The organism is Streptomyces sp. NPDC040545, assembly GCF_055595065.1.
Genome location: NZ_JBVIWA010000010.1, coordinates 107323 through 127057, shown reverse-complemented (window position 1 = coordinate 127057; position 19735 = coordinate 107323). Strand labels below are relative to the sequence as shown.

Sequence of the window (19735 nt, the reverse complement as noted above, 5' to 3'; positions counted from 1 at the left end):
ATCTGGAGAGCCTGATGAGTGCTGCACCCGCCGCCTTCGCCGCCCTGTTCGCGCCCTACACGCTCCGCTCCGTCACCATCCCGAACCGGGTGTGGATGGCCCCGATGTGCCAGTACAGCGCCGAGGCGTTCGGCCCGAACGCGGGCGTGGCCGGCGACTGGCACTTCGCGCACTACGCCGCCCGCGCCACCGGCGGTACCGGGCTGATCGTCCAGGAGGCCACCGCGGTCTCCCCGGAAGGCCGGATCTCGCCCTACGACCTCGGCATCTGGAACGACACCCAGGTCGAGGCGCTGCGCCGGATCACCTCCTTCGTCAAGGCCCAGGGCGCCGTCCCCGGCATCCAGATCGCACATGCCGGCCGCAAGGCCTCCACCGACCGCACCTGGAAGGGCGGACGGCCGGTCGGGCCCGAGGCGCACGGCTGGCAGCCGCTCGCCCCGAGCGCGCTGGCGTTCTCCGAGGACCACCCGGTGCCGCACGAGCTGACGGTCGAGGAGATCCGGGAGATCACCGGCCAGTTCGCGGCCGCCGCCGAGCGCTCACTGGCCGCGGGCTACGAGGTCGTCGAGATCCACGGCGCCCACGGCTACCTCATCGGCGAGTTCCTCTCCCCGTTCAGCAACAAGCGCACCGACGAGTACGGCGGCTCCTTCGAGAACCGCACCCGCTTCGCCCTCGAGGTCGTGGACGCCGTACGGGCGGTGTGGCCCGAGGAACTCCCGCTGTTCTTCCGGATCTCCGCCACCGACTGGCTGGAGGACGAGGGCTGGACCGCCGAGGAGACGGTCCGGCTGGCGGACCTGCTGCTGGAACACGGGGTGGACCTGCTCGACGTCTCCACCGGCGGCCTCGCGCCGCACGCGCAGATCCCCGTCGGCCCCGGCTTCCAGGTCCCCTTCGCGGCCCGGGTCAAGGCCGGGACCGCCCTTCCCGTGGCCGCCGTCGGCCTGATCACCGAACCGGAGCAGGCCGAGAAGATCCTCGCCAACGGGGAGGCCGACGCCGTCCTGCTGGGCCGGGAACTGCTCCGCGACCCGTACTGGGCCCGCCGCGCCGCCAACGAGCTGGGCGGGGAGATCCGTACGCCCGAGCAGTACCACCGCTCCTGGTGACGCGGGTACGGCTCCGGCGGCGCCCGCCCCGGAGCCGTACCGCCGGTTTCCCCGACCGACCCCGCCTTCTTCGACGACTCTCGTACCATGGGGCCACGCAGCATCCGCAGCGGACCGATCGAGCGAGTGGAGCAGGGACATGACGGAACGGGACGCCCCCCGCACCCTCGCCCACCCCGAGGCGGGCGAGATCCGCCTGGAGGGCGTGCTGCACGCGCTCTCCGACCCGGTCCGGCTGTCCATCGTCCTGGACCTGGCCGCCTCGGCCGAGGACCTGTCCTGCTCGTACTTCGACCTGCCGGTCACCAAGTCCACGACCACCCACCACTTCCGCGTCCTGCGCGAGAGCGGCGTCGTGCGCCAGGCCTACCGCGGCACCACCAAGCTCAACGCCCTGCGCCGGGAGGAACTGGAGGCGCTCTTCCCCGGCCTCCTCGACAGCGTCCTCGCGGCGGCCGCGGCCGAGGCGGCCCGGCTCGCGTCCTGAGCCGCGGCGCGCGCGACGGGGCGGCTCGGCGGTGGCCCGGCATTTCGCCGGCGCGCTGGGCGCCGACCGGGTCCGTGAGGGGCGGGTCAGGCGATCTCACCGGCGGTCACGGGCGTGGCCGTGTTCTCGGCGGTCACCGTCACGCCAGTGCTGCGGAGGGCAGTTCCGGCCGGTTACGGCCGCCCCGGCCGCCGCCGCGGCGTACGAGGGTGTCGAAACCAGCAGCGCCGCCGTCGCCACCCCGAGGACCCGGGGCCGCCACCCGCTCCATGACCGGCGCAATCCGTTCGGTGCCGTGCCGCTCCATCCGCATACCGCTCCGGGCCTTCGCTCCCGCGACATGATCGGCCCGCGCGCGCGGGCCGGCCAGGCGACACTCCCGCCCGAGGGCGTTCCGGCCGTAGGGCCACCCGGAAGCACGTGCGTAGGAGACGTCCTACATCCGGCCCGGGCCCGCCGCGTCCAACAGGCCCTGCCAGTCCGGGATCTTCACCGAGCGGCGGCCCAGGGAGCGCCCCAGATCGGCCTCGGCCGCCTCGATGGCCAGCCAGCCCGGCCACCGCACCGGGCGCAGACCCGCCGCCCGCAGGGCGTCCAGCGGGTCCCCGGGGAGGTCACGCCGGGCCAGTGCCCCCGCGTCCTGGAGCAGGGAGGACACGGTCTCCTTGGCGCAGGGCCGGTTCGTGCCGATCACCCCGGTCGGGCCGCGCTTGATCCAGCCCGCCACGTACTCGCCGACCGAGGCCCGGCCCGCGCGCAGCACCCGGCCCGCCGCGTGCGGGACCGTACCCTTCGCGGGGTCGAAGGGCAGCCCGGCGAGGGGAACGCCCTTGTACCCCACCGAGCGCAGCACCAACTGCGCCTCGATGTCCTCGTGCACGCCCGTCCCGGTCACCCCGCCCCGGCCGTCCGGGGCGGTGCGCTCGAAGCGCATCCCGGTGACCCGGCCGTCCCGCCCGCCCAGGATCTCCACCGGCCGCAGGTAGAACCGCAGCGCGATCCGGCGCGGCCCCGCGTCCGGGCGGGCCCCCGACCAGCCGCGCAGCACCTCCAGGTTCCGCCGGGCCACCGCCGGCAGGGCGGCGGCCGCCTCCGGGTCGGCGTACACGGGGTCGAGGGCCAGTTCGGCCGGGTCGGCCCAGATGTCCACGCCCGGCAGGGTGCCCAGTTCACGCAGCTCCTTGGTGGTGAACCTGCCCTGCGAGGGACCGCGCCGGGCCACCATCGCCACCTCGCGCACCCCGCTCTCCGCGAGCGCGCCGAGCGCCGGCTGCGGCATGTCCGTCGGCGTCAGTTCGGCCGTGCCCCGGGCCAGGATCCGCGTCACGTCCACCGCCACGTTGCCCGCCCCGACCACCACCGCCGCATCCGTACCGGGCAGGTCGAAGGCCTCGGCGGCGGCGTCCGGGTGCCCGCTGTACCAGGACACGAAGGCCGTCGCGGAATGCACCCCGGTCAGCTCCTCGCCCGGGATCCCCAGCAGCCGGTCGCGGGCCGCGCCCACGCAGTACACCACCGCGTGGTACAGCTCCAGCAGCCGGTCCGTGGGCAGCGCCTCCCCGCCGACCTCCACGTTTCCGAGGAAACGGATCCGCTCGTCCTCCAGCACGGTGCGCAGGCTGCCCTGGAGCGACTTGATCTTCTCGTGGTCCGGGGCGACCCCGTACCGGACGAGCCCGTAGGGGGCGGGGAGCCGGTCCAGCACGTCCACCCGTACCCCGGGCACCTCGCGCTGCTGCACCAGCGTCTGGGCCGCGTAGACCCCGCTGGGGCCCGATCCGACAACGGCGACTCGAAGCACGGCGGAGCTCCTCCCGCAGGTGGTCCCAGCATGACACCGGCCCCCCGCGGAGTCAGCCCATCGTGCGCATCCGGTGGATCTCGGCGCTCTGCGTGGCCACCACCTCGGTGGCCATCTCCTCCACCGCCACGTTGTTCCCGCCCGCCAGCGCCTCGCCGGCCATCGACACGGCGCCCTCGTGGTGGGCGGTCATCAGCTTCAGGAAGAGCCGGTCGAAGTCGGTCCCCCTGGCCGCGGTCAGATCCGCCAGCTGCCGCTCGGTCGCCATGCCCGGCATCGCGGTGTGGTCGTGGCCCTGCCCGTGCCCGCCGGAGCCCGCCGCCGGCGCCGGATGGAGGGCCAACCACTTCTCCATCGCGCCGATTTCGGGCTTCTGGGCCGCGGTGATCCGCTCCGCCAGCTGTTTGACCCCGTCCGCCGAGGCCCGCTCCGGGGCCAGCGCGCTCATCGTCAGGGCCTGCCGGTGGTGTTCGATCATGCGCGACACGTAGGCGTGGTCGGCGGCGTTCGGACTGTCGTCCGGTTTCGCCTTCGCGGCCTCTTCGGGGGTGAGGTGACGGGCCTTCTCGCCCGGCCTGCCCGGCGCGAGCACCGCGGCCCGTCCGTCGTCGGCCCGGTCCGGCCCCTGGTCCCCCTGGCAGCCGGAGAGCGTCAGCAGGAGGCCGGCGGCCGCCGCCACCACGGCGGCGAACCGGACGGGCGGTGCCGGTAAGGACCGGGGGCGGCCCCTGAGGTCTTTTGCCATGTCCATGAAGGGAAGATACTGCCGGGGTCCTGGTTCCGCTCCCTCGCGGGCGGAGCCGATCGGGCTCTCAAGGGAGGGCACAGTGACCTCGCTACACAGCAGGCGGTTACGGAACAGGAGGGTGGGGGTGGCCGTCGCCGCGGCCGGGCTCCTCACCACGCTCCTGGCGGCCGGACCGGCGGCCGCCACCCCAGACCCGGGCGACTTGGCGCCCGGCAGTGCGCATCAGCACGGCACCGGCCTCACCGAGGGCCGGGAGCTCGCCCCGGGCGACATCCCCGGCCAGGACGAGATCGTGCACAGCGCCAACGTCACACACCTGGCCAACATCCCCAGCAGCGACCCCGCGGGGATCAACACCGACCTGGCCTTCCAAGGCAGGTACGCCTACGCGGGCAGCTACAGCGGCTTCACCATCTACGACATCGCGAACCCGAAGGCGCCGAAGACGGTCACCCAGGTGCTCTGCCCCGGCGGCCAGAACGACATCTCCGTCCACGGTGACCTGCTCTTCCTCTCCACCGACTCCTCACGCAGCGACGACTCCTGCAACAGCGTCTCGCAGCCCGCCACGGAGAAGTCCTCGTGGGAGGGCATCAAGATCTTCGACATCAAGGACAAGAAGAACCCCAAGTACATCAAGTCCGTCGAGACCGCCTGCGGTTCACACACCCACACCCTGGTGCCGGGCGACCGCGACATCTACCTCTACGTCGCCTCGTACTCCCCGAACGAGGCCTTCCCCGACTGCAAGCCGCCGCACGACGGCATCTCGGTCGTGAAGGTCCCGAAGAAGGCGCCGACGAAGGCCGCGGTCGTCGCCTTCCCGGTCCTCTTCCCCGACGGCGGCAACCCGGGCGCGCCCACCAACCCCGGCGTCTCCAAGACCACCGGCTGCCACGACATCACCGTGCTGCCGTCGAAGAACCTGGCCGCCGGCGCCTGCATGGGTGACGGCATCCTCTTCGACATCAGCAGGCCCGAGCAGCCGCGGGTCATCGACCGGGTCCAGGACAACGTGAACTTCTCGTTCTGGCACTCGGCCACCTTCAACGAGCGTGCGAACAAAGTGGTGTTCACCGACGAACTCGGCGGCGGTGGCGGCGCCACCTGCAACGAGGCGACCGGTCCCGACCGCGGCGCCGACGGGATCTACGACATCACCGGCCACGGGGACCAGCGCAAACTCGCCTTCCGCGGCTACTTCAAGATCCCGCGCCACCAGGCCGACACCGAGAACTGCGTGGCCCACAACGGCTCGCTGGTCCCGGTCGGCGGCGGCCGCGACATCATGGTGCAGGCCTGGTACCAGGGCGGCGTCTCCGTATGGGAGTTCACCGACTCCGCCCGGCCCAGGGAGATCGCCTACTTCGAGCGCGGACCGCTGACGACGGACCAGCTCGGACTCGGCGGGTCCTGGTCGGCGTACTACTACAACGGCCACATCTACTCGAACGACATCGTCAAGGGCCTCGACGTGCTGCGGCTCGACGACCGGCGTACCGACAGCGCCAGATGGGTGCGGATGGACCGGCTCAACGTGCAGACCCAGCCCGAGTACCACTGACCTCAGGGGTGCGGCGGGCGCCAGGGGTGCGAAGGGGGTGAGGGAAACGTTCCGCCGGGCGGCCCGCCGTCCGGCGGAACGCCGAGCTCCCAGTCCAGCCCGTAGCGCTGGAACAGCTCCTCCCGCAGCCGCTGTGCCGGCATCGGGGCGCCGGGCAGCAGGATCGCCACGACCGCGCCCATCAGCAGGGCCCGCAGCAGCGGATAGTCCGTGTCCGGGTCCGCCGAGCCGTACCGGACGACGGTGTCCCGCAGCAGCTCCGCCAGCCGTTGCTGCTCGGGGCACTGCACGAAGCCCTCGGCCGTGAGGATGCCCGCCATGTGCGTGCGCATCAGCAGGGGTTCGTCCCGGGCGAGGCCCAGGACCGCGTCGACGGCACGCGCGAGCCGCTCGCGCCCGCACTCGCTGCGGGGCTCGCGCTCCAGCGCGGCGTACAGGGTGCGGTGCATCAGCCGGTGCACCGCGGACTGCAGCAACTGCCGTTTGCCCGGGAAGTAGTACGAGACCAGGCCGCGTGCCGAGCCCGCCCGGTCGGCGATGTCGCCGAGCGTCGTGGCCTCGTAGCCGCGCTCGGCCACGAGTTCGACCGTGGACTGCAGCAGCCGCTCCCGGGAACGTCTGCGCAATTCTTCATTGACCGATGCGCTGCGCGGGGACATGCTTACTCCTGCGTTGACTGGCTCCTGGCCAATATACTCAGCGCACGGGGTCGCCTGCTCTGGGTGACACGGGGGATCATCCAGGGCAGGCACGGCGTACCCTCACCGCTCCACCGGGTCGCCGCCGCGTTCGCGGACGGGCACGGACGTCGCGAGAGCCACCAGGGCCACTCCCAGGAGCCAGCCCGCCAGCACGTCCGACGGCCAATGCACCCCGAGGTACACGCGGGTGAAGCCGACCCCGAGCACCGAGACCACGGCCACCGCCCAGGCGGCCACCACCCGGGCGACCGGCACCCGGACGGCCGGCTCCCGGCCCCGGGCCGGGCGGGGGAGCAGCCACAGGAGTAGTCCGCACACCACCGTCGCCGTCAGGGCGTGGCCGGACGGGTAGGCCGCGTACTGCGCCGAGTCCACCGGATCCGGCCACACCGGACGCTCGCGCCCCACCAGTACCTTCAGCCCCTGTTGCAGTGCCGAAGCCGCCAGCGTCACCAGGGCCACCCGCAGCGCCCGCCCCCGGTCGCCCCGCCACCACAGCAGCACGCAGGCGAGCGCCGCCAGCGCCCGCATGGTCCAGGGGTCCCACACCCGGTCGCTGAGCACCTGCATCAGGTGCGTGACCCCGGGGTGGGTGACGGCGTGGGCGTGGAGATCCCGGGCGACCCGTTCGTCGTAGGCGAGCAGCGGCCGCCACTGCGCGACCACCAGCGCCGTCAGGACCGCCGCCAGCAGGGCGCAGCCGATGCCCGTCCACCGCAAGTGATCGTTCCGCATGGGGAGATCCTTGCACCGTCGCCAGCCGGGCGGCGTGGGACGGCGCCGGGCAACGCCGGAGCGCACCTACTGGGCGAGCGCGCTCAGCCCCGGTACGAAGGCCACCAGCAGCGGGATCGCCGGGACCAGCGTGGCCAGCGCCGTCAGCCGCAGCCGGCGTCCCGGGGAGAGCCGGGGCGCCGCCGACAACAGCCGGCGCACCCGCTGAGGAACGTGCGCGTGCTCGGGCGAGGAGGTCCCGAACACCCCCCGGTCCTCGTTGAGTCCGACCAGCGCCAGCGCGATCGTCAGCCGTCCGAACCGCCGGGAGGCCACGTCGTCGGCGGCCATCTCCACCAGCCGGTGCATCTCCGCCTCGAACGCCGCGAAGACCGGCACCTGCGGGAAGCCCCGGGCCAGCGCCCGCGAACAGTGCAGCAGCCAGTCGTGCCGGGCCGCCGCGTGCCCCTGCTCGTGCGCCAGCACCGCGTCCAGCTGGCTGCCCTTCAGCCGGCCCAGCGCCGCCGTCGTGACCACCAGCTGCGGGGCGGCCCCCGGCAGCCACCAGGCGTCCGGCCGGGGACCCTCCAGGACGACGAGCCGCGCGCCCGCCGGGTCCTCCCCGGGCAGCAGCGGGGCCCGTACCAACAGTTCGCTGCCCTGCGCACGCCGCCGGGCCCGTGCCCGCAGCACCTCACCGGTCAGCATCGCCCCGGTCCACAGCCCGCCGCCCGCCAGTGCGAGCGCGGTGACGGCGGCCCAGGGCCCGCCGGCCGCGCCCAGGGCGTAGGCGTCGACCACCCCGTGCGGGGCGGAGGCGAACAGCCGGCCCCGGACCTCCTGCCACGCGGCCGCCGCGCTCAGCAGCATCGACAGTCCGAAGCACAGGAGCACGGCGCCGACCACGCACTGCCACACCCACAGGGCGACGACCGGCTCACGCTCGGGCCATCGGGCCCGGGCCAGCAGACGGGGGGCGAGCACCGCGGTCAGGGCGCCGAGCAGCAGGAGAACGGCGGGGACCATCATGGCCGCCAGCCTATGAGCGAGGGACTACCTGCGGGTACGTCCGCGCGCGAAGGGTGACGCAGGACACGTCCGCCGGCGCCGTCACATCGTGAGCAGCATGGCCAACATCCCCATTCCCATGGCGAGTCGGCAGGCGCGGACGAGTTCGGCGGGTCCGCCCCAGCCGGCGGCCGGCCGCTGGGACACGGCGTCGCCCGCGGTGATCAGCCGGGTCCCGCCGAGCATCACGTACCCGGCGTAGTAGAGGAGCAGCGCACCCGTCAGCAGGGGCGGCCCGGCCGCCTGGGCGTGCTCCGGCCCGTGCTCCTGCCCGGGCCCGGCCGGCAGGGTCATGTAGACCATCGTCAGCGAGCCCACCAGGTGGTGCGCGTGGTGCGCTCCGCCCCGCAGCAGCCACAGGGCGTGCAGGGCCGCGCCGCAGAAGACCATACCCAGCACGGGCGCCCGCCACCCCTCGCCGCGCCCGCCGAGGGGCACGGCCATCAGCGCCATCCCGAATCCCATCACCGCCTCCCCGGCGGCGCCGCCGTCCGAACCCCGCGCCCGGTGCAGGCAGTACGCACCGCTCACCGCACACAGCAGCACCAGCAGCCAGGAGGAGACGGAGGGGGTGAGGGACGTGGCGGAACCGTGCACGGCGGAACCTCCCGGTTCGTCGGCGTCACGGGGAGAGATGCCCCTCTCACACCACCCTCACGCGGCCCCGGGATACGCTCTCCCTGCCTTCCAGGCATGTCATATGCCGCCGCACTGAACGGAGCGCCCGATGTCGACCGCCCAGCCCGCCGCCCTGAGTTTCCGAAGCGCCGTCGAGGCGGACGTGCCGGAGCTGGTGGAACTCGTCGAGTCCGCCTACCGCGGGGACGCGAGCCGGGCCGGCTGGACCACCGAGGCCGACTACCTGGACGGGCAGCGCACCGACCCGGACGGGGTCCGTGCCGTCATCGCCGCTCCGGACGGGGTCCTGCTCGTCGTCGAGCGCGCGGGCGAGCTCGTCGCCTGCTGCCAGCTCGAACACCGGGACGACCACGTCTACTTCGGGATGTTCGCCGTCCGCCCCGGCCTCCAGGGCGCGGGCCTCGGCAAGGAGATCCTGGCCGAGGCCGAGCGCCGCGCCCGCGAGACGTGGGGCGCCAGGGAGATGCGGATGACGGTGGTGCACGTACGGGAGGAGCTCATCGCGTACTACGTGCGCCGCGGCTACCGGCGCACCGGCGAGCTGAGCCCCTTTCCCTACGGCGACGAGCGCTTCGGCGTCCCGCTCCGCGACGACCTGGCCTTCGAGCTGCTGGTCAAGTCGCTCTGAGCCGGAGCCGGAGCCGGAGCCGTATCCGGAGCAGTAGCAGTAGCCGTATCCGGAGCTGAGTCCGGAGCCGGGCCGCCGTCGTCAGGCGGTGAAGCGTCCGGTGCTGCGGATCTCGGGGAAGTCCGTGGCGGCGCCGTCCAGTCCGAGCGCCCGCGCGAGCCGCAGCAGGTCCAGGGTGTCGACCGCCCGGCCCGTCACGCGCAGGCCCGCCGCGTGCGCCGCCTCCACCGTCTCCAGGCTCAGCCGGTGGATGTCCACGGCGACCGTCGCGGCGCCCACGGCCAGGGCCCGGTCCACGACGGACCCGGCTCCGCCGTCGGGGGAGGCCGCGTACAGGACGGTCCGTACGCCCGGCACCAGCCGGGCCGTCTCGGCGAGCACCGCCTCCTGGGCGGAGGCCACCTCCACCCGGGAGGTCAGGTCGTGGCGCAGGATCAGCTCCGCGAGCACCGAGGCGGTGGCCAGGTCGGCGACGAAGGCCTGGAGGGGCACCCGGACCGCGTCCAGGACCTCCTCCAGGACCGGCACGTGCTCGCCCTGACCGGCGTCCAGCTCGCGCAGCTCGGCCAGGGTCAGATCGGCGACGGCCCCCGAGCCGTCGGTGGTCCGGTCCACCTCGGGGTCGTGCACGGCGACGAGGGCTCCGTCCTTGCTCAGGCGCAGATCCAGAGCGATGACGTCCATGCCGCAACGTTCCGCTCGGAGGTACGACCGCAGGGTGTTCTCCGGTTCGACACCCATGACCCCGCGGTGACCGATGGTGAGGAAAGTCAAGGTTCTCTCGCTTCCGTCGACGGCGGCTCCCCACGCGGCTTCGGTGTCCCGACCGGCCGCGCGCGATTGAGGTCGCATGCTAGTGCGCCGCGGGTGCGAAGGGACCGGGCGTGCAAGGCCCCGCAGGAGCGCCCCGGCCGCTTCCCGCCAGGGTTGTGCGCCCCACCGGGACCGGTGCCGCGCCTGTCGCGTCACCCGGGCGTGGGCGCGTCCCCATCGGCTTGACGGCCCGGGTCCTCCTGGGCCTCCGCCAGCCCGTCCAGGTCGGCGAGGAGGGCTTCGGCGAGCTCCAGCTCGGCCAGGTGCTGCCGTTCGCTCCAGCGCAGCGCGAGGGTCGGGAAGGTCCATTCCGGTACGCCGCTCGCGTGCTCCATGGCCTCCCGTACGGCGGCCAGTTCGCCCCGGGTGCGCTCCAGGTGCTCGCCGACCATGGCGCGCAGCCGCTGCGGCTCGGCCAGGTGGCCGAGCCAGATCCGCAGCAGCAGCCCGTGCTTGAGCACGGGGGGACCGGCCTCGCCGGTGTCGGCGGCCCAGCCGGCCAGCGCGCCCCGCCCCGCGTCGGTGATGGCGTAGCGCCGCTTGGCCCGCGCCTCCTCGGGTCCCGAGCGCGCTGAGGCCGCGTAGCCCAGTTCCTCCAGACGGCGCAGCTCCGCGTAGATCTGGCTGATGGCCGGTGACCAGTAGAAGAAGCGCAGGGAGGAGTCCGCCCACTTCTTCAGCTCGTATCCGGTCCGTTCGCCGGGGAAGGAGAGCAGACCCAGAACGGCCCACGCGGTCGGCGGCAGCTCTTGCTTCTTCGACTCCTGACTACTAGTCATATTTCGAATTGAAGTGAGACCGGGTACGCGACGCAACCCTGGAGGCACAGTGAAATTCTCCGTGATCTTCGAAGCTCAGCTTGCCGACCCGACGGTGGAACGGGAGCACCGGCTCATCCGTGACTGCGTCGAGCAGGCCGTGCTCGCCGAACGCATGGGATTCGACCGGATCTGGGCGGTCGAGCACCACTCGCTCAAGTGGTACGCCCACATGAGTGCCCCCGAGATCTTCCTGACCTGGGTCGCGGCCAGGACGAACACCATACGCATCGGTCACGGCGTCGTGTGCATGCCGTTCAACTTCAACCACCCGGTGCGGGTCGCGGAGCGGGCCGCCATGCTCGACCTGCTCTCGGGCGGGCGCCTGGACCTCGGGGCCGGGCGCGGGGGCACCGAGCAGGAGACCTCGCTGTGCGGGGTGGACCGGGGCCGCACCACGGCCGAGGTCGAGGAGGCCCTGCGGATCATCGGCAGCGCCTGGCAGGAGGAGGAGCTGGAGTACCACGGCGAGCTGATCGACATCGACCCGCACCCGATCCTGCCGCGGCCGCGGCAGACCCCGCACCCGCCGCTGTTCCTGGCGTGCAGCCGGGGCGAGACCCTGGTCCAGGCGGCCGAGCTGGGGATCGGGGCGCTGGTGATGGGCTTCGCCGGCCCCGAGTCCATCGCGCGGATGAGGTCCGTCTACGACGCCGCGATCGCGGGGCGCGACGGGAGCCGGTTCGTGTCGACCGTGGTCAACGACCACTTCTCCGTGCTCTGCCCGACCATCGTGCTCGACGACCGGGACGAGGCGCGCCGGATCGGCACCCGCGGGCAGCGGTTCTTCGCCCAGTCCATCGGCCACTGGTACGGCGGGGCCGGGGTGCCGGACGAGGCCGTGGTGGCGGGCGCCGACGAGGCCGCGGAGATGCGCAGGGCCGCCGAGCAGGTGGTGGCCCGGCTGCACGAGCTGGACATCCCGGTCCGGCCGGCCGGGACGGCCACCTTCAACGCCGACCATGCCTACGGGACCGCCGACGACGCCATCGCGTACGCCGAGCGGCTCAGGGAGGCGGGCGCCGACGAGATCATGTGCCTGATCCAGATGGGCACGGTGGAGCAGGAGGCTTGCCTGGAGACCCTCAGGCAATGGGGCGAAAAGGTTATTCCGTACTTCCGGGGCGCGTGACGGATGTGTGATGTGCGCCTCTGTTGCCCGTCGGGCTCCGCCCGCCCAGGCCCGGCCCGCTTCCCGGCCGTTGGCCGAGAAGCCTTGGCGCAATTGGGCGGAGTGGTCGGTTCCGCGCTGACGAACGGGAAGACTTCCGGTGAAATGGGGGGTGACGCAGGATAATTTCCCGAGTTCCCTCTTGAGGGGGAGAGCCTCGCACGCATACGCTGCCCATACGTGAGGTTCTCCTGTGGAGGAAGTGACATGACGGAAACTCTTGTGCCCGGTACCGGCGGCGCCGTGATAACCGCTGGAGCGCGGGTGGTCGACCACCCCGCGTGGCCCGAGCTCAAGGCCGCCGTGGAGGAGATCCGGCCCTGGCAGGCCAAGGACGGCTCCATCGACTTCGAGGTCGAGGGCGCGCACGGCCGTGCCACCGTCCTGGCCGCGGTGGAACGCGTGATCACGGCGGTCGAGACGCTGTCGCCGCTGCTCCCGCACGCGGCCGCGTACCACCAGGCCCTCGTCGCCGACCTGCGCAAGTGGGCCGCCGACGACTTCAAGGTGCCGGACTTCCTCGACTCCCTGCTGGCCTTCCACCCGGCCGCCGAGCGCGCCGACGGCCTCCAGCACCTCGTCGTCTTCCCCATGTACACCCAGAACGGCAACCTGGACCGCAACCTGGAAGCCGTCGTGCTCAAGATGGTGTGGCCCGAGTGGCTCGCCGAGCTGGAGCGCACCCGGTACGACAACCCGCTCTTCCTCGGCATCACCTTCGAGGACTTCACGCCGGGCTACGACACCCACTCCGCCGTGCTCTTCCCGGAGACCATCGCCGTGCGCGAGGCCCCCGAGCGCTTCACCTGGGGCGGCATCTTCTGCGACCGCGAGGCCGCCCGCTACCGCAAGGTGACCGAGGCCGCCGTCGACATCCTGGGCATCGACCTGCCCGAGGACATCGCCCGCATGGTCGAGGACCAGGAGCGCTGCGAGAAGGCCTTCGTCCTGTGGGACATGGTCCACGACCGCACCCACAGCCACGGCGACCTGCCGTTCGACCCCTTCATGATCAAGCAGCGCCAGCCGTTCTGGATGTACGGACTGGAAGAGCTGCGCTGCGACCTCACCGCCTTCAAGGAGGCCGTGAAGCTGGAGTCCGAGGGCAACGAGCACGGCCGTGACGTGCAGTACGCCGTCCTCTTCGACCGGATGTTCCGCTTCCCGGTCTCCGGCGACCGCAACCGCAACTACGACGGCCTCGGTGGCCAGCTGCTCTTCGCCTACCTCCACAAGCACGACGTCGTGCGCTGGACGGACAACAAGCTGAAGATCGACTGGATGCGCGCCCCGCAGGTCACCAACCAGCTGTGCGGCGAGATCGAGGACCTGTACCGGGCCGGCATCGACCGCCCGAAGCTCGTGCACTGGTTCAAGGCGTACGAGCTGGTCTCCACCTACCTCGCCCCGCACCCGGGTTCCAAGTGGGCCAAGGGCGCCGACGCCCTGGACCTGACGCAGCCGCCGCGCAAGCTCGTGGACGACGTGCTTCCGGACGAGTTTCCGCTCAGCATGTTCTTTGAGGCGCTCGCCAAGAAGCTCAAGGGCACGATCGCCGCAACCAAGGGCATCACCGCCCTGAACGCAGAGCAGGCCGAGCGAGTCGCCGCGTGAGCACTCGCCCACAGGAGGCTGCACAGATGAACGGCTCCGGGAACGGCAACGGAAAGCTGCACGGAGCGGTGGTGGCGGTGGCCGGGGCCGGCGGGCCCGCCGGCCGCGCCACCCTGCTCCGCCTCGCCGAGGCGGGTGCGGTGGTCATCGCGTCCGACGCCGATCCGGCGCGCCTCGCGGAGGCCGTGGACGCGGCGCGCTACGCCCACGGTGGCGCCACCATCACCGGTGACACCGTGGACCTGCTCGACCTGGACGCCACCAAGGCCTGGGCCGAGCAGACCGAGAAGGAGTTCGGCCGGATCGACGGCCTGGTGCACCTCGTCGGCGGCTGGCGCGGCAGCAAGACCTTCACCGATACGGACCTCGCGGACTGGACCTTCCTGGAGAAGCTCCTCATCCGCACGGTCCAGCACACCTCGCTGGCCTTCCACGACGGGCTGCTGCGCAGCGACCGCGGGCGCTACGTGCTGATCAGTCAGTCCGGGGCGCACAAGCCGGTCGCCAACAACGCCGCGTACAACGCGGGCAAGGCGGCGGCCGAGGCCTGGACCCTGGCCATGGCGGACTCCTTCCGCAAGGCGGGGGGTGACGAGGGCCCCGGCGCGGCAGCTGCGATCCTGGTCATCAAGGCACTGGTGCACGAGGCGATGCGCGCCGAGCGTCCCAATGCGAAGTTCGCGGGCTTCACCGACGTGACGGAGCTGGCCGAGGCCATCGCCGGCGTCTGGGAGCGGCCCGCCATCGATGTGAACGGACAGCGTCTGTGGCTCACTCCGCAACCGTGAGAACCGAGGCAGGCAAGACCGACGCCCGGCGCCACCACGACCCGGCGGTGCGCGGGTTCGCGAGCGACAACTACGCGGGTGTGCATCCGGAGGTCCTGGCCGCCGTCGCGCTCGCCAATGGCGGCCACCAGGTCGCCTACGGCGAGGACGACTACACCGAGCACCTGCAGAAGGTCATACGCAGCCACTTCGGGCCGTACGCGGAAGCCTTCCCGGTCTTCAACGGCACCGGCGCGAACGTCACCGCCCTCCAGGCGATGACGGACCGCTGGGGTGCCGTGATCTGCGCCAAGAGCGCCCACATCAACGTGGACGAGGGCGGCGCGCCGGAGCGGATGGCGGGCCTCAAGCTGCTCGCCGTACCGACCCCGGACGGCAAGCTCACCCCCGAGCTGATCGACCAGGAGGCCTGGGGCTTCGAGGACGAGCACCGGGCGATGCCGCAGGTCGTGTCGATCACCCAGAACACCGAGCTGGGCACGGTCTACACCCCGGACGAGATCCGGGCGATCTGCGAGCACGCCCACGGCCTCGGCATGAAGGTCCACCTCGACGGTGCCCGGATAGCCAACGCCGCGGCCTCCCTCGACGTGCCGATGCGCGCCTTCACGAACGCGGTGGGCGTGGACGTGCTGTCGTACGGCGGCACGAAGAACGGCATGATGTTCGGCGAGGCCGTGGTGGTGCTCAACCCGGACGCGGTCCGGCAGATGAAGCACATCCGCAAGATGTCGATGCAGCTCGCGTCCAAGATGCGCTTCGTGTCGGTGCAGCTGGAGGCCTTGCTCGCCAAGGACCTGTGGCTGCGCAACGCGCGGCACGCCAACGCGATGGCGCAGCGGCTCGCCGCCGGCGTGCGCGAGACGGACGGCGTGGAGATCCTCTACCCGGTGCAGGCGAACGCGGTGTTCGCGCGGCTGCCCCACGAGGTCTCGCGACGGCTGCAGAAGCGTTACCGCTTCTACTTCTGGGACGAGGCCGCGGGTGACGTCCGCTGGATGTGCGGTTTCGACACCCAGGAAGAGGACGTGGACGGCTTCCTCCAGGCACTGAAGGAAGAGCTGGCGCGCTAGCGGGCACTCACAAAGATCTGCATAGCTATACCCTCGACCGTAAATCTATTGATTTGCGGTCGGGGGTTTGCCTATGCTCCGGCCATGCAGCTGATCCAACAGAGCCCCGATATTCACGCCTACTTGGCGTCCGATGAGGCGATCGACCACTGGAATCCGGTCGTGCAGGAAACCGCCGACACCCTGTGGTCCGCCAGCGGCGACGCATATTCATACGCCAAGGCCGCCTTCGAGTTCGTCCGCGACACCATCCCGCACTCGGGCGATTCCGGCGACCCGCGCGTCGCCTGGCGCGCGTCCGACGTGCTCACCACGCGCAACGGCATCTGCTATGCCAAAGCCCACGCCCTCGTCGCCCTGCTGCGCGCCCAGGGCATCGCGGGAGCCCTGTGCTACCAGCGCCTCGCCGACGACGACGGAACGAACCCCGTCGTGCACGGTCTGGTCGCCCTGCGGCTGCCCGGCAGCGCGCGCTGGTCCCGCATCGACCCGCGCGGCAACAAGCCCGGCGTGGACGCCCGGTTCGACCTCGACCGGGAACGGCTGGCCTTCCCCGTACGCCCGGAACTCGGCGAGATCGACTACCCCGAGCTCTACGCCGCCCCGCACCCGGCCGCGCTCAAGGCCCTTCAGGAGTCCGCGGACCGGCCGCAGTTGTGGCGGAACCTGCCGACGGCTCTGTAGCCCCGGTGCGGGCGGGCCGTCCGGGCCGCCCGGGCTCCCGCACCGCCGTCAGGGCGTGCAGCAGTGCCGAGGCGAGCAGCAGTCCGGCGATCCCGGTCAGCAGCGCCGCCGCGGGCGCGTCGGCCGCGACCCCCACCAGGGCCGCCCCGGTCGACGCCGCCGTCACCTTCAGCCCCGCGCCCAGGGTGAACACCTGGGTCCGCACCCCGTCCGGCGCGTACCGCGCGCGGATCCGCAGCGTGGCCGTCAGCAGCGGCCCGTCGCACACGCCGGCGAGCGCGAACAGCGCCGCCGTCACGGCCACCGACGGGGCGAACGCGGCCGCCGCGAGGGCCGCCCCGGTCCCGGCCAGCGCCCACCGCACCAGCCGGCCGGACTCCACGGACGTGATGCGGCCCAGCGTGAGCGAGCCGCCCAGCGCGCCCACCGCGAAGGCCGTCATCAGTACGCCGCCGCCGCCCGGGCTGCCGAGCTCCGCGGCCAGCAGCACCGAGACGGTGGTGAGCGAGCCGATGCCCACGAAGCCCAGGGTCGTGGCCGAGGTGACCGCCCGCAGCTCCCGGACCCGCCACAGGGCCGCGAGCCCCGCGCCCAGCCCGGCCCGGGGTGCGCCCGGGACCGGGCCCGCGCCCTGGTCCTCGTACGGGAGGGTGGCCGCCAGCGCGGCCGCCAGGGCTCCGGAAGCCGCCAGGACGGCCATGGCGGGCCCGGCCGAGCCCAGCGCCGCGACCAGGCCGACCGCCGCCGGCGCGGTGACGGCCGCCGCGTTGTAGGTCGCGGCGTCCCAGCCGTACGCCCGGTCCCGGCCGGGTCCCGCCGGAACCAGGCCGGTGATCAGGCTGGACAGTCCGCCCGTCACCATCGGGCCGCAGGAGCCGCCGAGCGCCGCCACGGCCAGCACCAGCGGTACGGGGGCCCGGCCCAGCAGGACGGTCAGCGCCGCGACGGCCGTCGCGAACCCGGCCAGGGCGCCGGCGTGGAACAGCCGCGGCCGGCGGGCCCGGGCCGCCGCGGCGCCCGCGAGCGGGGCCGCCAGGACGTGTGGGGCCAGCCAGGCCGTCAGGACGAACGCCCCGTGGGCCGCGCTCCCGGTGCGCTCCAGGGCCAGCAGCACCACGGCCATGCCCATGCCCTCCGAGGCGATGCGCGCGGCCAGTGCCGCCCCCAGGTACCGCCCGAAACCGCCCATGGGACCCCTCCCCGGTATCCTGTAACGCGATAGACGGACAAGACGTTACGTCATCTGTGTGTAGGGCGAAAGGATGTGGGGATGGGCGACTCGCGGGACGGCTTCTCGGCGGCACGGCGGCTGGTCGACCTCGCCGAAGCGGTCCGGGCGGCTCCCGAACTGCCGCGCGCCGATCTCGCGGAGCTGCTGGCCGGGCACGGGGAGCGTCCCGCCGACCTCACGGAGGAGGCGTTCCCCGAGGCGAGTGCGGCCGAACTGCGCGCCGCCGCCCGGCGGATGGGGGAGGTGCTCGGGGAGGGCGACGAAGACCGCGCCGCCGAGGCCCTCAACGCGCTGTTCGCGGAGTACGGCACCCGCCCCCGCCTGACCCGGCATGACGGCCACCCCTGGCACCTGCACGTCGACCGGGGCGAGGAGGCCGGCTGGGGCGACTGGTTCCTGGCCTCGGGCGCCCTCGCGCTCGCCCAACTGCTCACGGAGTACGGGCGGATCGCCTGGGGCGCCTGCGCCGCGGCGGACTGTGGGCGGTTCTTCCTCGCCACCGGGCCGGGGAGCGTGCGCCGCTACTGCTCCGGCGGTTGTGCCACGCGGGCGCGGGTCGCGGCCCACCGCCGCCGCAGGCGGGAGGGGGAGTCGGCGGGGGCCTGACAGGAAACTTGCGGGCACCGAGAACCTTCGAGGCCTGGGAGACCTTGACGCACGCCGACAACCCGAGCTGAGGCGCTGGCTCTTCGATCCGTCAAGCCACGAGATCCAGCGGCATGACGGGACGCGCCTGGCGAGGCGTACTGGAGGGGACCACTCCGGCTTCCTTCACGAGGAGAACGGCCATGACCCTCCCCTTTCGTCCCCGACGCGTCGCCCTGCTCGTAGCCTCGACGGCCATCGCCGCGGGAGGCGCGCTCCTGCCCACGACCGCCTTCGCCGCCACCCCGACGGCGCCGCACCGGGCCGTGGCGGACGGCACCGGCGGCGGGGTGCACGTCCCGGACGGGCGGCAGCAGTGGCAGTGCTTCGCCGCCCCGTGCGAACCCCCGGGCAGCACCGGTCCGGGAACGGACGGCCACGACGAGTGGGACCACCACGGCAAGCGGGACCACGACAAGTGGGACGGCCACGACAAGAAGGGCCGGCACCGCCCCGGCAGGAGCGACGACGGCGGGGTGTGGCAGTGCTTCGCCGCTCCGTGCGAGCCCCCCCACCGGCGCCCGGAACTGAGTACCGGGTAGCCGGGCTACTGCCTCGGCCTCCAGGACCCGGTGCTGGTCCGGGAGGCCGGCGTCATGGGCGCAGGGGATCAGCCGGCGTCGCGGACCTCGGCCGCCGTCGGCGCCGTGCCGCCCAGGTGGGCCGGGAGCCACCACGAGTCGTCGGCGCCCTTCGGCTTGTCCGGGTAGGCGCGCTGCGCGGCGTCCAGCAGCTCCTGCACGCGCTCGCGCACCCGGCGGGTGATGGCGCCGGCGTACTGGTCGGCCGGGGCCTCCACGGGCTCGCCCACGCGCATCGTCACCGGGATGTGGCTGCGCTTGAGGTTCTTCGGGCGGCCCTTGGTCCACAGTCGCTGGGTACCCCACAGCGCCACCGGGATCAGCGGGACCCCGGCCTCCTGCGCCATGCGCGCGGCACCCGACTTGAAGCTCTTGAGCGTGAAGGACTGGGAGATCGTCGCCTCGGGGAAGACGCCGATGATCTCGCCGGCCCGCAGTGAGTCCAGGGCGTGCTGGTACGCGGCCTCACCCTGCTTGCGGTCGACGGGGATGTGCTTCATCGCGCGCATCAGCGGACCGGACACCTTGTGCCGGAACACCGACTCCTTGGCCATGAAACGGACCAGGCGCTTCTGCGGCCGCGCCGTCAGGCCGGCGAAGATGAAGTCGAGGTATCCGATGTGGTTCGACACCAGGACCGCACCGCCCTTGCGGGGGATGTTCTCGGTGCCCTTCATGTCGATACGGATGTCCAGCGCGCGGAAGAGTCCGTGCGCGGCGCCGATCACGGGAGGATAGACGAGCTCAGCCATGGTGGGGAGACCCCGCTTTCTGCCTGGGGAGGTGCTCCCGGCCGGAAGTTACGGAAGCGTAGGTACGCGACCATGGGGATCGTGCCCCATACGCGGCCCG

Annotated in this window: 21 protein-coding genes; 11 read left to right on the top strand and 10 right to left on the bottom strand. The window is 72.7% G+C overall.

Translation table 11 applies throughout. The features are described from left to right. Window positions 1-14 precede the first annotated feature (14 nt). Complete coding sequence (locus ACZ573_RS20655; RefSeq protein WP_471306120.1) at window positions 15-1115, top strand: NADH:flavin oxidoreductase/NADH oxidase; 1101 nt, start codon at window positions 15-17, stop codon at window positions 1113-1115. A 139-nt stretch (window positions 1116-1254) separates the two neighbouring features. Next, on the top strand, window positions 1255-1602 hold the full coding sequence (locus ACZ573_RS20650) for an ArsR/SmtB family transcription factor (protein WP_471306117.1): 348 nt from the start codon (window positions 1255-1257) through the stop codon (window positions 1600-1602). Between the two features lie 436 nt (window positions 1603-2038). On the opposite strand, the gene ACZ573_RS20645 is transcribed toward ACZ573_RS20650, so the two are convergent. Together ACZ573_RS20645 and ACZ573_RS20640 are read right to left on the bottom strand one after the other, a co-directional pair. Next, window positions 2039-3403, bottom strand: coding sequence for an FAD-dependent oxidoreductase (locus ACZ573_RS20645; RefSeq protein WP_471306113.1), 1365 nt, complete (start codon window positions 3401-3403; stop codon window positions 2039-2041). Between the two features lie 52 nt (window positions 3404-3455). Beyond that, window positions 3456-4148 (bottom strand): DUF305 domain-containing protein, encoded by a 693-nt coding sequence (locus ACZ573_RS20640; protein WP_471306386.1) that lies wholly within the window; start codon window positions 4146-4148, stop codon window positions 3456-3458. Between the two features lie 82 nt (window positions 4149-4230). Between ACZ573_RS20640 and ACZ573_RS20635 the strand changes: the two genes are divergently transcribed. Beyond that, window positions 4231-5715 (top strand): LVIVD repeat-containing protein, encoded by a 1485-nt coding sequence (locus tag ACZ573_RS20635; protein WP_471306110.1) that lies wholly within the window; start codon window positions 4231-4233, stop codon window positions 5713-5715. A gap of 2 nt (window positions 5716-5717) precedes the next feature. Here ACZ573_RS20635 and ACZ573_RS20630 read toward each other — a convergent pair whose 3' ends face one another. The 4 genes from ACZ573_RS20630 to ACZ573_RS20615 form a co-directional block, all read right to left on the bottom strand. Then, on the bottom strand, window positions 5718-6374 hold the full coding sequence (locus tag ACZ573_RS20630) for a TetR/AcrR family transcriptional regulator (protein ID WP_471306107.1): 657 nt from the start codon (window positions 6372-6374) through the stop codon (window positions 5718-5720). 102 nt (window positions 6375-6476) lie between these two features. Beyond that, window positions 6477-7151, bottom strand: a complete 675-nt coding sequence (locus tag ACZ573_RS20625) for a phosphatase PAP2 family protein (RefSeq protein ID WP_471306104.1) — start codon at window positions 7149-7151, stop codon at window positions 6477-6479. A 66-nt stretch (window positions 7152-7217) separates the two neighbouring features. Continuing rightward, window positions 7218-8159 carry a M56 family metallopeptidase gene (locus ACZ573_RS20620; RefSeq protein ID WP_471306100.1) on the bottom strand — a complete coding sequence of 314 codons (942 nt, stop codon included), beginning with the start codon at window positions 8157-8159 and terminating at the stop codon, window positions 7218-7220. Between the two features lie 81 nt (window positions 8160-8240). Next, window positions 8241-8795, bottom strand: a complete 555-nt coding sequence (locus ACZ573_RS20615; protein WP_471306097.1) for a DUF5134 domain-containing protein — start codon at window positions 8793-8795, stop codon at window positions 8241-8243. 130 nt (window positions 8796-8925) lie between these two features. Between ACZ573_RS20615 and ACZ573_RS20610 the strand changes: the two genes are divergently transcribed. Continuing rightward, a complete protein-coding gene (locus ACZ573_RS20610; RefSeq protein ID WP_471306094.1) occupies window positions 8926-9465 on the top strand; it encodes a GNAT family N-acetyltransferase in 540 nt (179 codons plus the stop codon). An 81-nt stretch (window positions 9466-9546) separates the two neighbouring features. On the opposite strand, the gene ACZ573_RS20605 is transcribed toward ACZ573_RS20610, so the two are convergent. Together ACZ573_RS20605 and ACZ573_RS20600 are read right to left on the bottom strand one after the other, a co-directional pair. Next, a complete protein-coding gene (locus tag ACZ573_RS20605; protein WP_471306091.1) occupies window positions 9547-10239 on the bottom strand; it encodes a glycerophosphodiester phosphodiesterase in 693 nt (230 codons plus the stop codon). Window positions 10240-10430: 191 nt separating this feature from the next. Further along, complete coding sequence (locus ACZ573_RS20600; RefSeq protein WP_471306088.1) at window positions 10431-11057, bottom strand: PadR family transcriptional regulator; 627 nt, start codon at window positions 11055-11057, stop codon at window positions 10431-10433. A 49-nt stretch (window positions 11058-11106) separates the two neighbouring features. On the opposite strand from ACZ573_RS20600, the gene ACZ573_RS20595 reads away from it, so the two are divergent. From ACZ573_RS20595 to ACZ573_RS20575, 5 genes are all read left to right on the top strand, one after another. Then, on the top strand, window positions 11107-12228 hold the full coding sequence (locus tag ACZ573_RS20595; RefSeq protein WP_471306085.1) for an LLM class flavin-dependent oxidoreductase: 1122 nt from the start codon (window positions 11107-11109) through the stop codon (window positions 12226-12228). Between the two features lie 246 nt (window positions 12229-12474). After that, on the top strand, window positions 12475-13881 hold the full coding sequence (locus ACZ573_RS20590) for a DUF6421 family protein (RefSeq protein ID WP_471306082.1): 1407 nt from the start codon (window positions 12475-12477) through the stop codon (window positions 13879-13881). A gap of 26 nt (window positions 13882-13907) precedes the next feature. Beyond that, the gene (locus ACZ573_RS20585; RefSeq protein WP_030010776.1) at window positions 13908-14669 is read left to right on the top strand and encodes an SDR family NAD(P)-dependent oxidoreductase; all 762 of its coding nucleotides are present in this window, start codon (window positions 13908-13910) and stop codon (window positions 14667-14669) included. Further along, the gene (locus ACZ573_RS20580) at window positions 14648-15742 is read left to right on the top strand and encodes a threonine aldolase family protein (protein WP_051773584.1); all 1095 of its coding nucleotides are present in this window, start codon (window positions 14648-14650) and stop codon (window positions 15740-15742) included. The genes ACZ573_RS20585 and ACZ573_RS20580 overlap by 22 nt, the downstream gene beginning before the upstream one ends. A gap of 84 nt (window positions 15743-15826) precedes the next feature. Beyond that, window positions 15827-16426 carry a transglutaminase-like domain-containing protein gene (locus ACZ573_RS20575; RefSeq protein WP_471306079.1) on the top strand — a complete coding sequence of 200 codons (600 nt, stop codon included), beginning with the start codon at window positions 15827-15829 and terminating at the stop codon, window positions 16424-16426. Here ACZ573_RS20575 and ACZ573_RS20570 read toward each other — a convergent pair. Then, on the bottom strand, window positions 16362-17615 hold the full coding sequence (locus ACZ573_RS20570; RefSeq protein ID WP_471306076.1) for an MFS transporter: 1254 nt from the start codon (window positions 17613-17615) through the stop codon (window positions 16362-16364). The genes ACZ573_RS20575 and ACZ573_RS20570 overlap by 65 nt on opposite strands. A gap of 81 nt (window positions 17616-17696) precedes the next feature. Here ACZ573_RS20570 and ACZ573_RS20565 point away from each other — a divergent pair, with 81 nt between their 5' ends. Continuing rightward, the gene (locus tag ACZ573_RS20565) at window positions 17697-18263 is read left to right on the top strand and encodes a CGNR zinc finger domain-containing protein (RefSeq protein ID WP_471306073.1); all 567 of its coding nucleotides are present in this window, start codon (window positions 17697-17699) and stop codon (window positions 18261-18263) included. Between the two features lie 182 nt (window positions 18264-18445). Continuing rightward, window positions 18446-18844 (top strand): hypothetical protein, encoded by a 399-nt coding sequence (locus ACZ573_RS20560; RefSeq protein WP_471306070.1) that lies wholly within the window; start codon window positions 18446-18448, stop codon window positions 18842-18844. A 68-nt stretch (window positions 18845-18912) separates the two neighbouring features. On the opposite strand, the gene ACZ573_RS20555 is transcribed toward ACZ573_RS20560, so the two are convergent. Continuing rightward, window positions 18913-19635, bottom strand: a complete 723-nt coding sequence (locus ACZ573_RS20555; protein WP_471306067.1) for a lysophospholipid acyltransferase family protein — start codon at window positions 19633-19635, stop codon at window positions 18913-18915. Window positions 19636-19735: the final 100 nt, after the last annotated feature.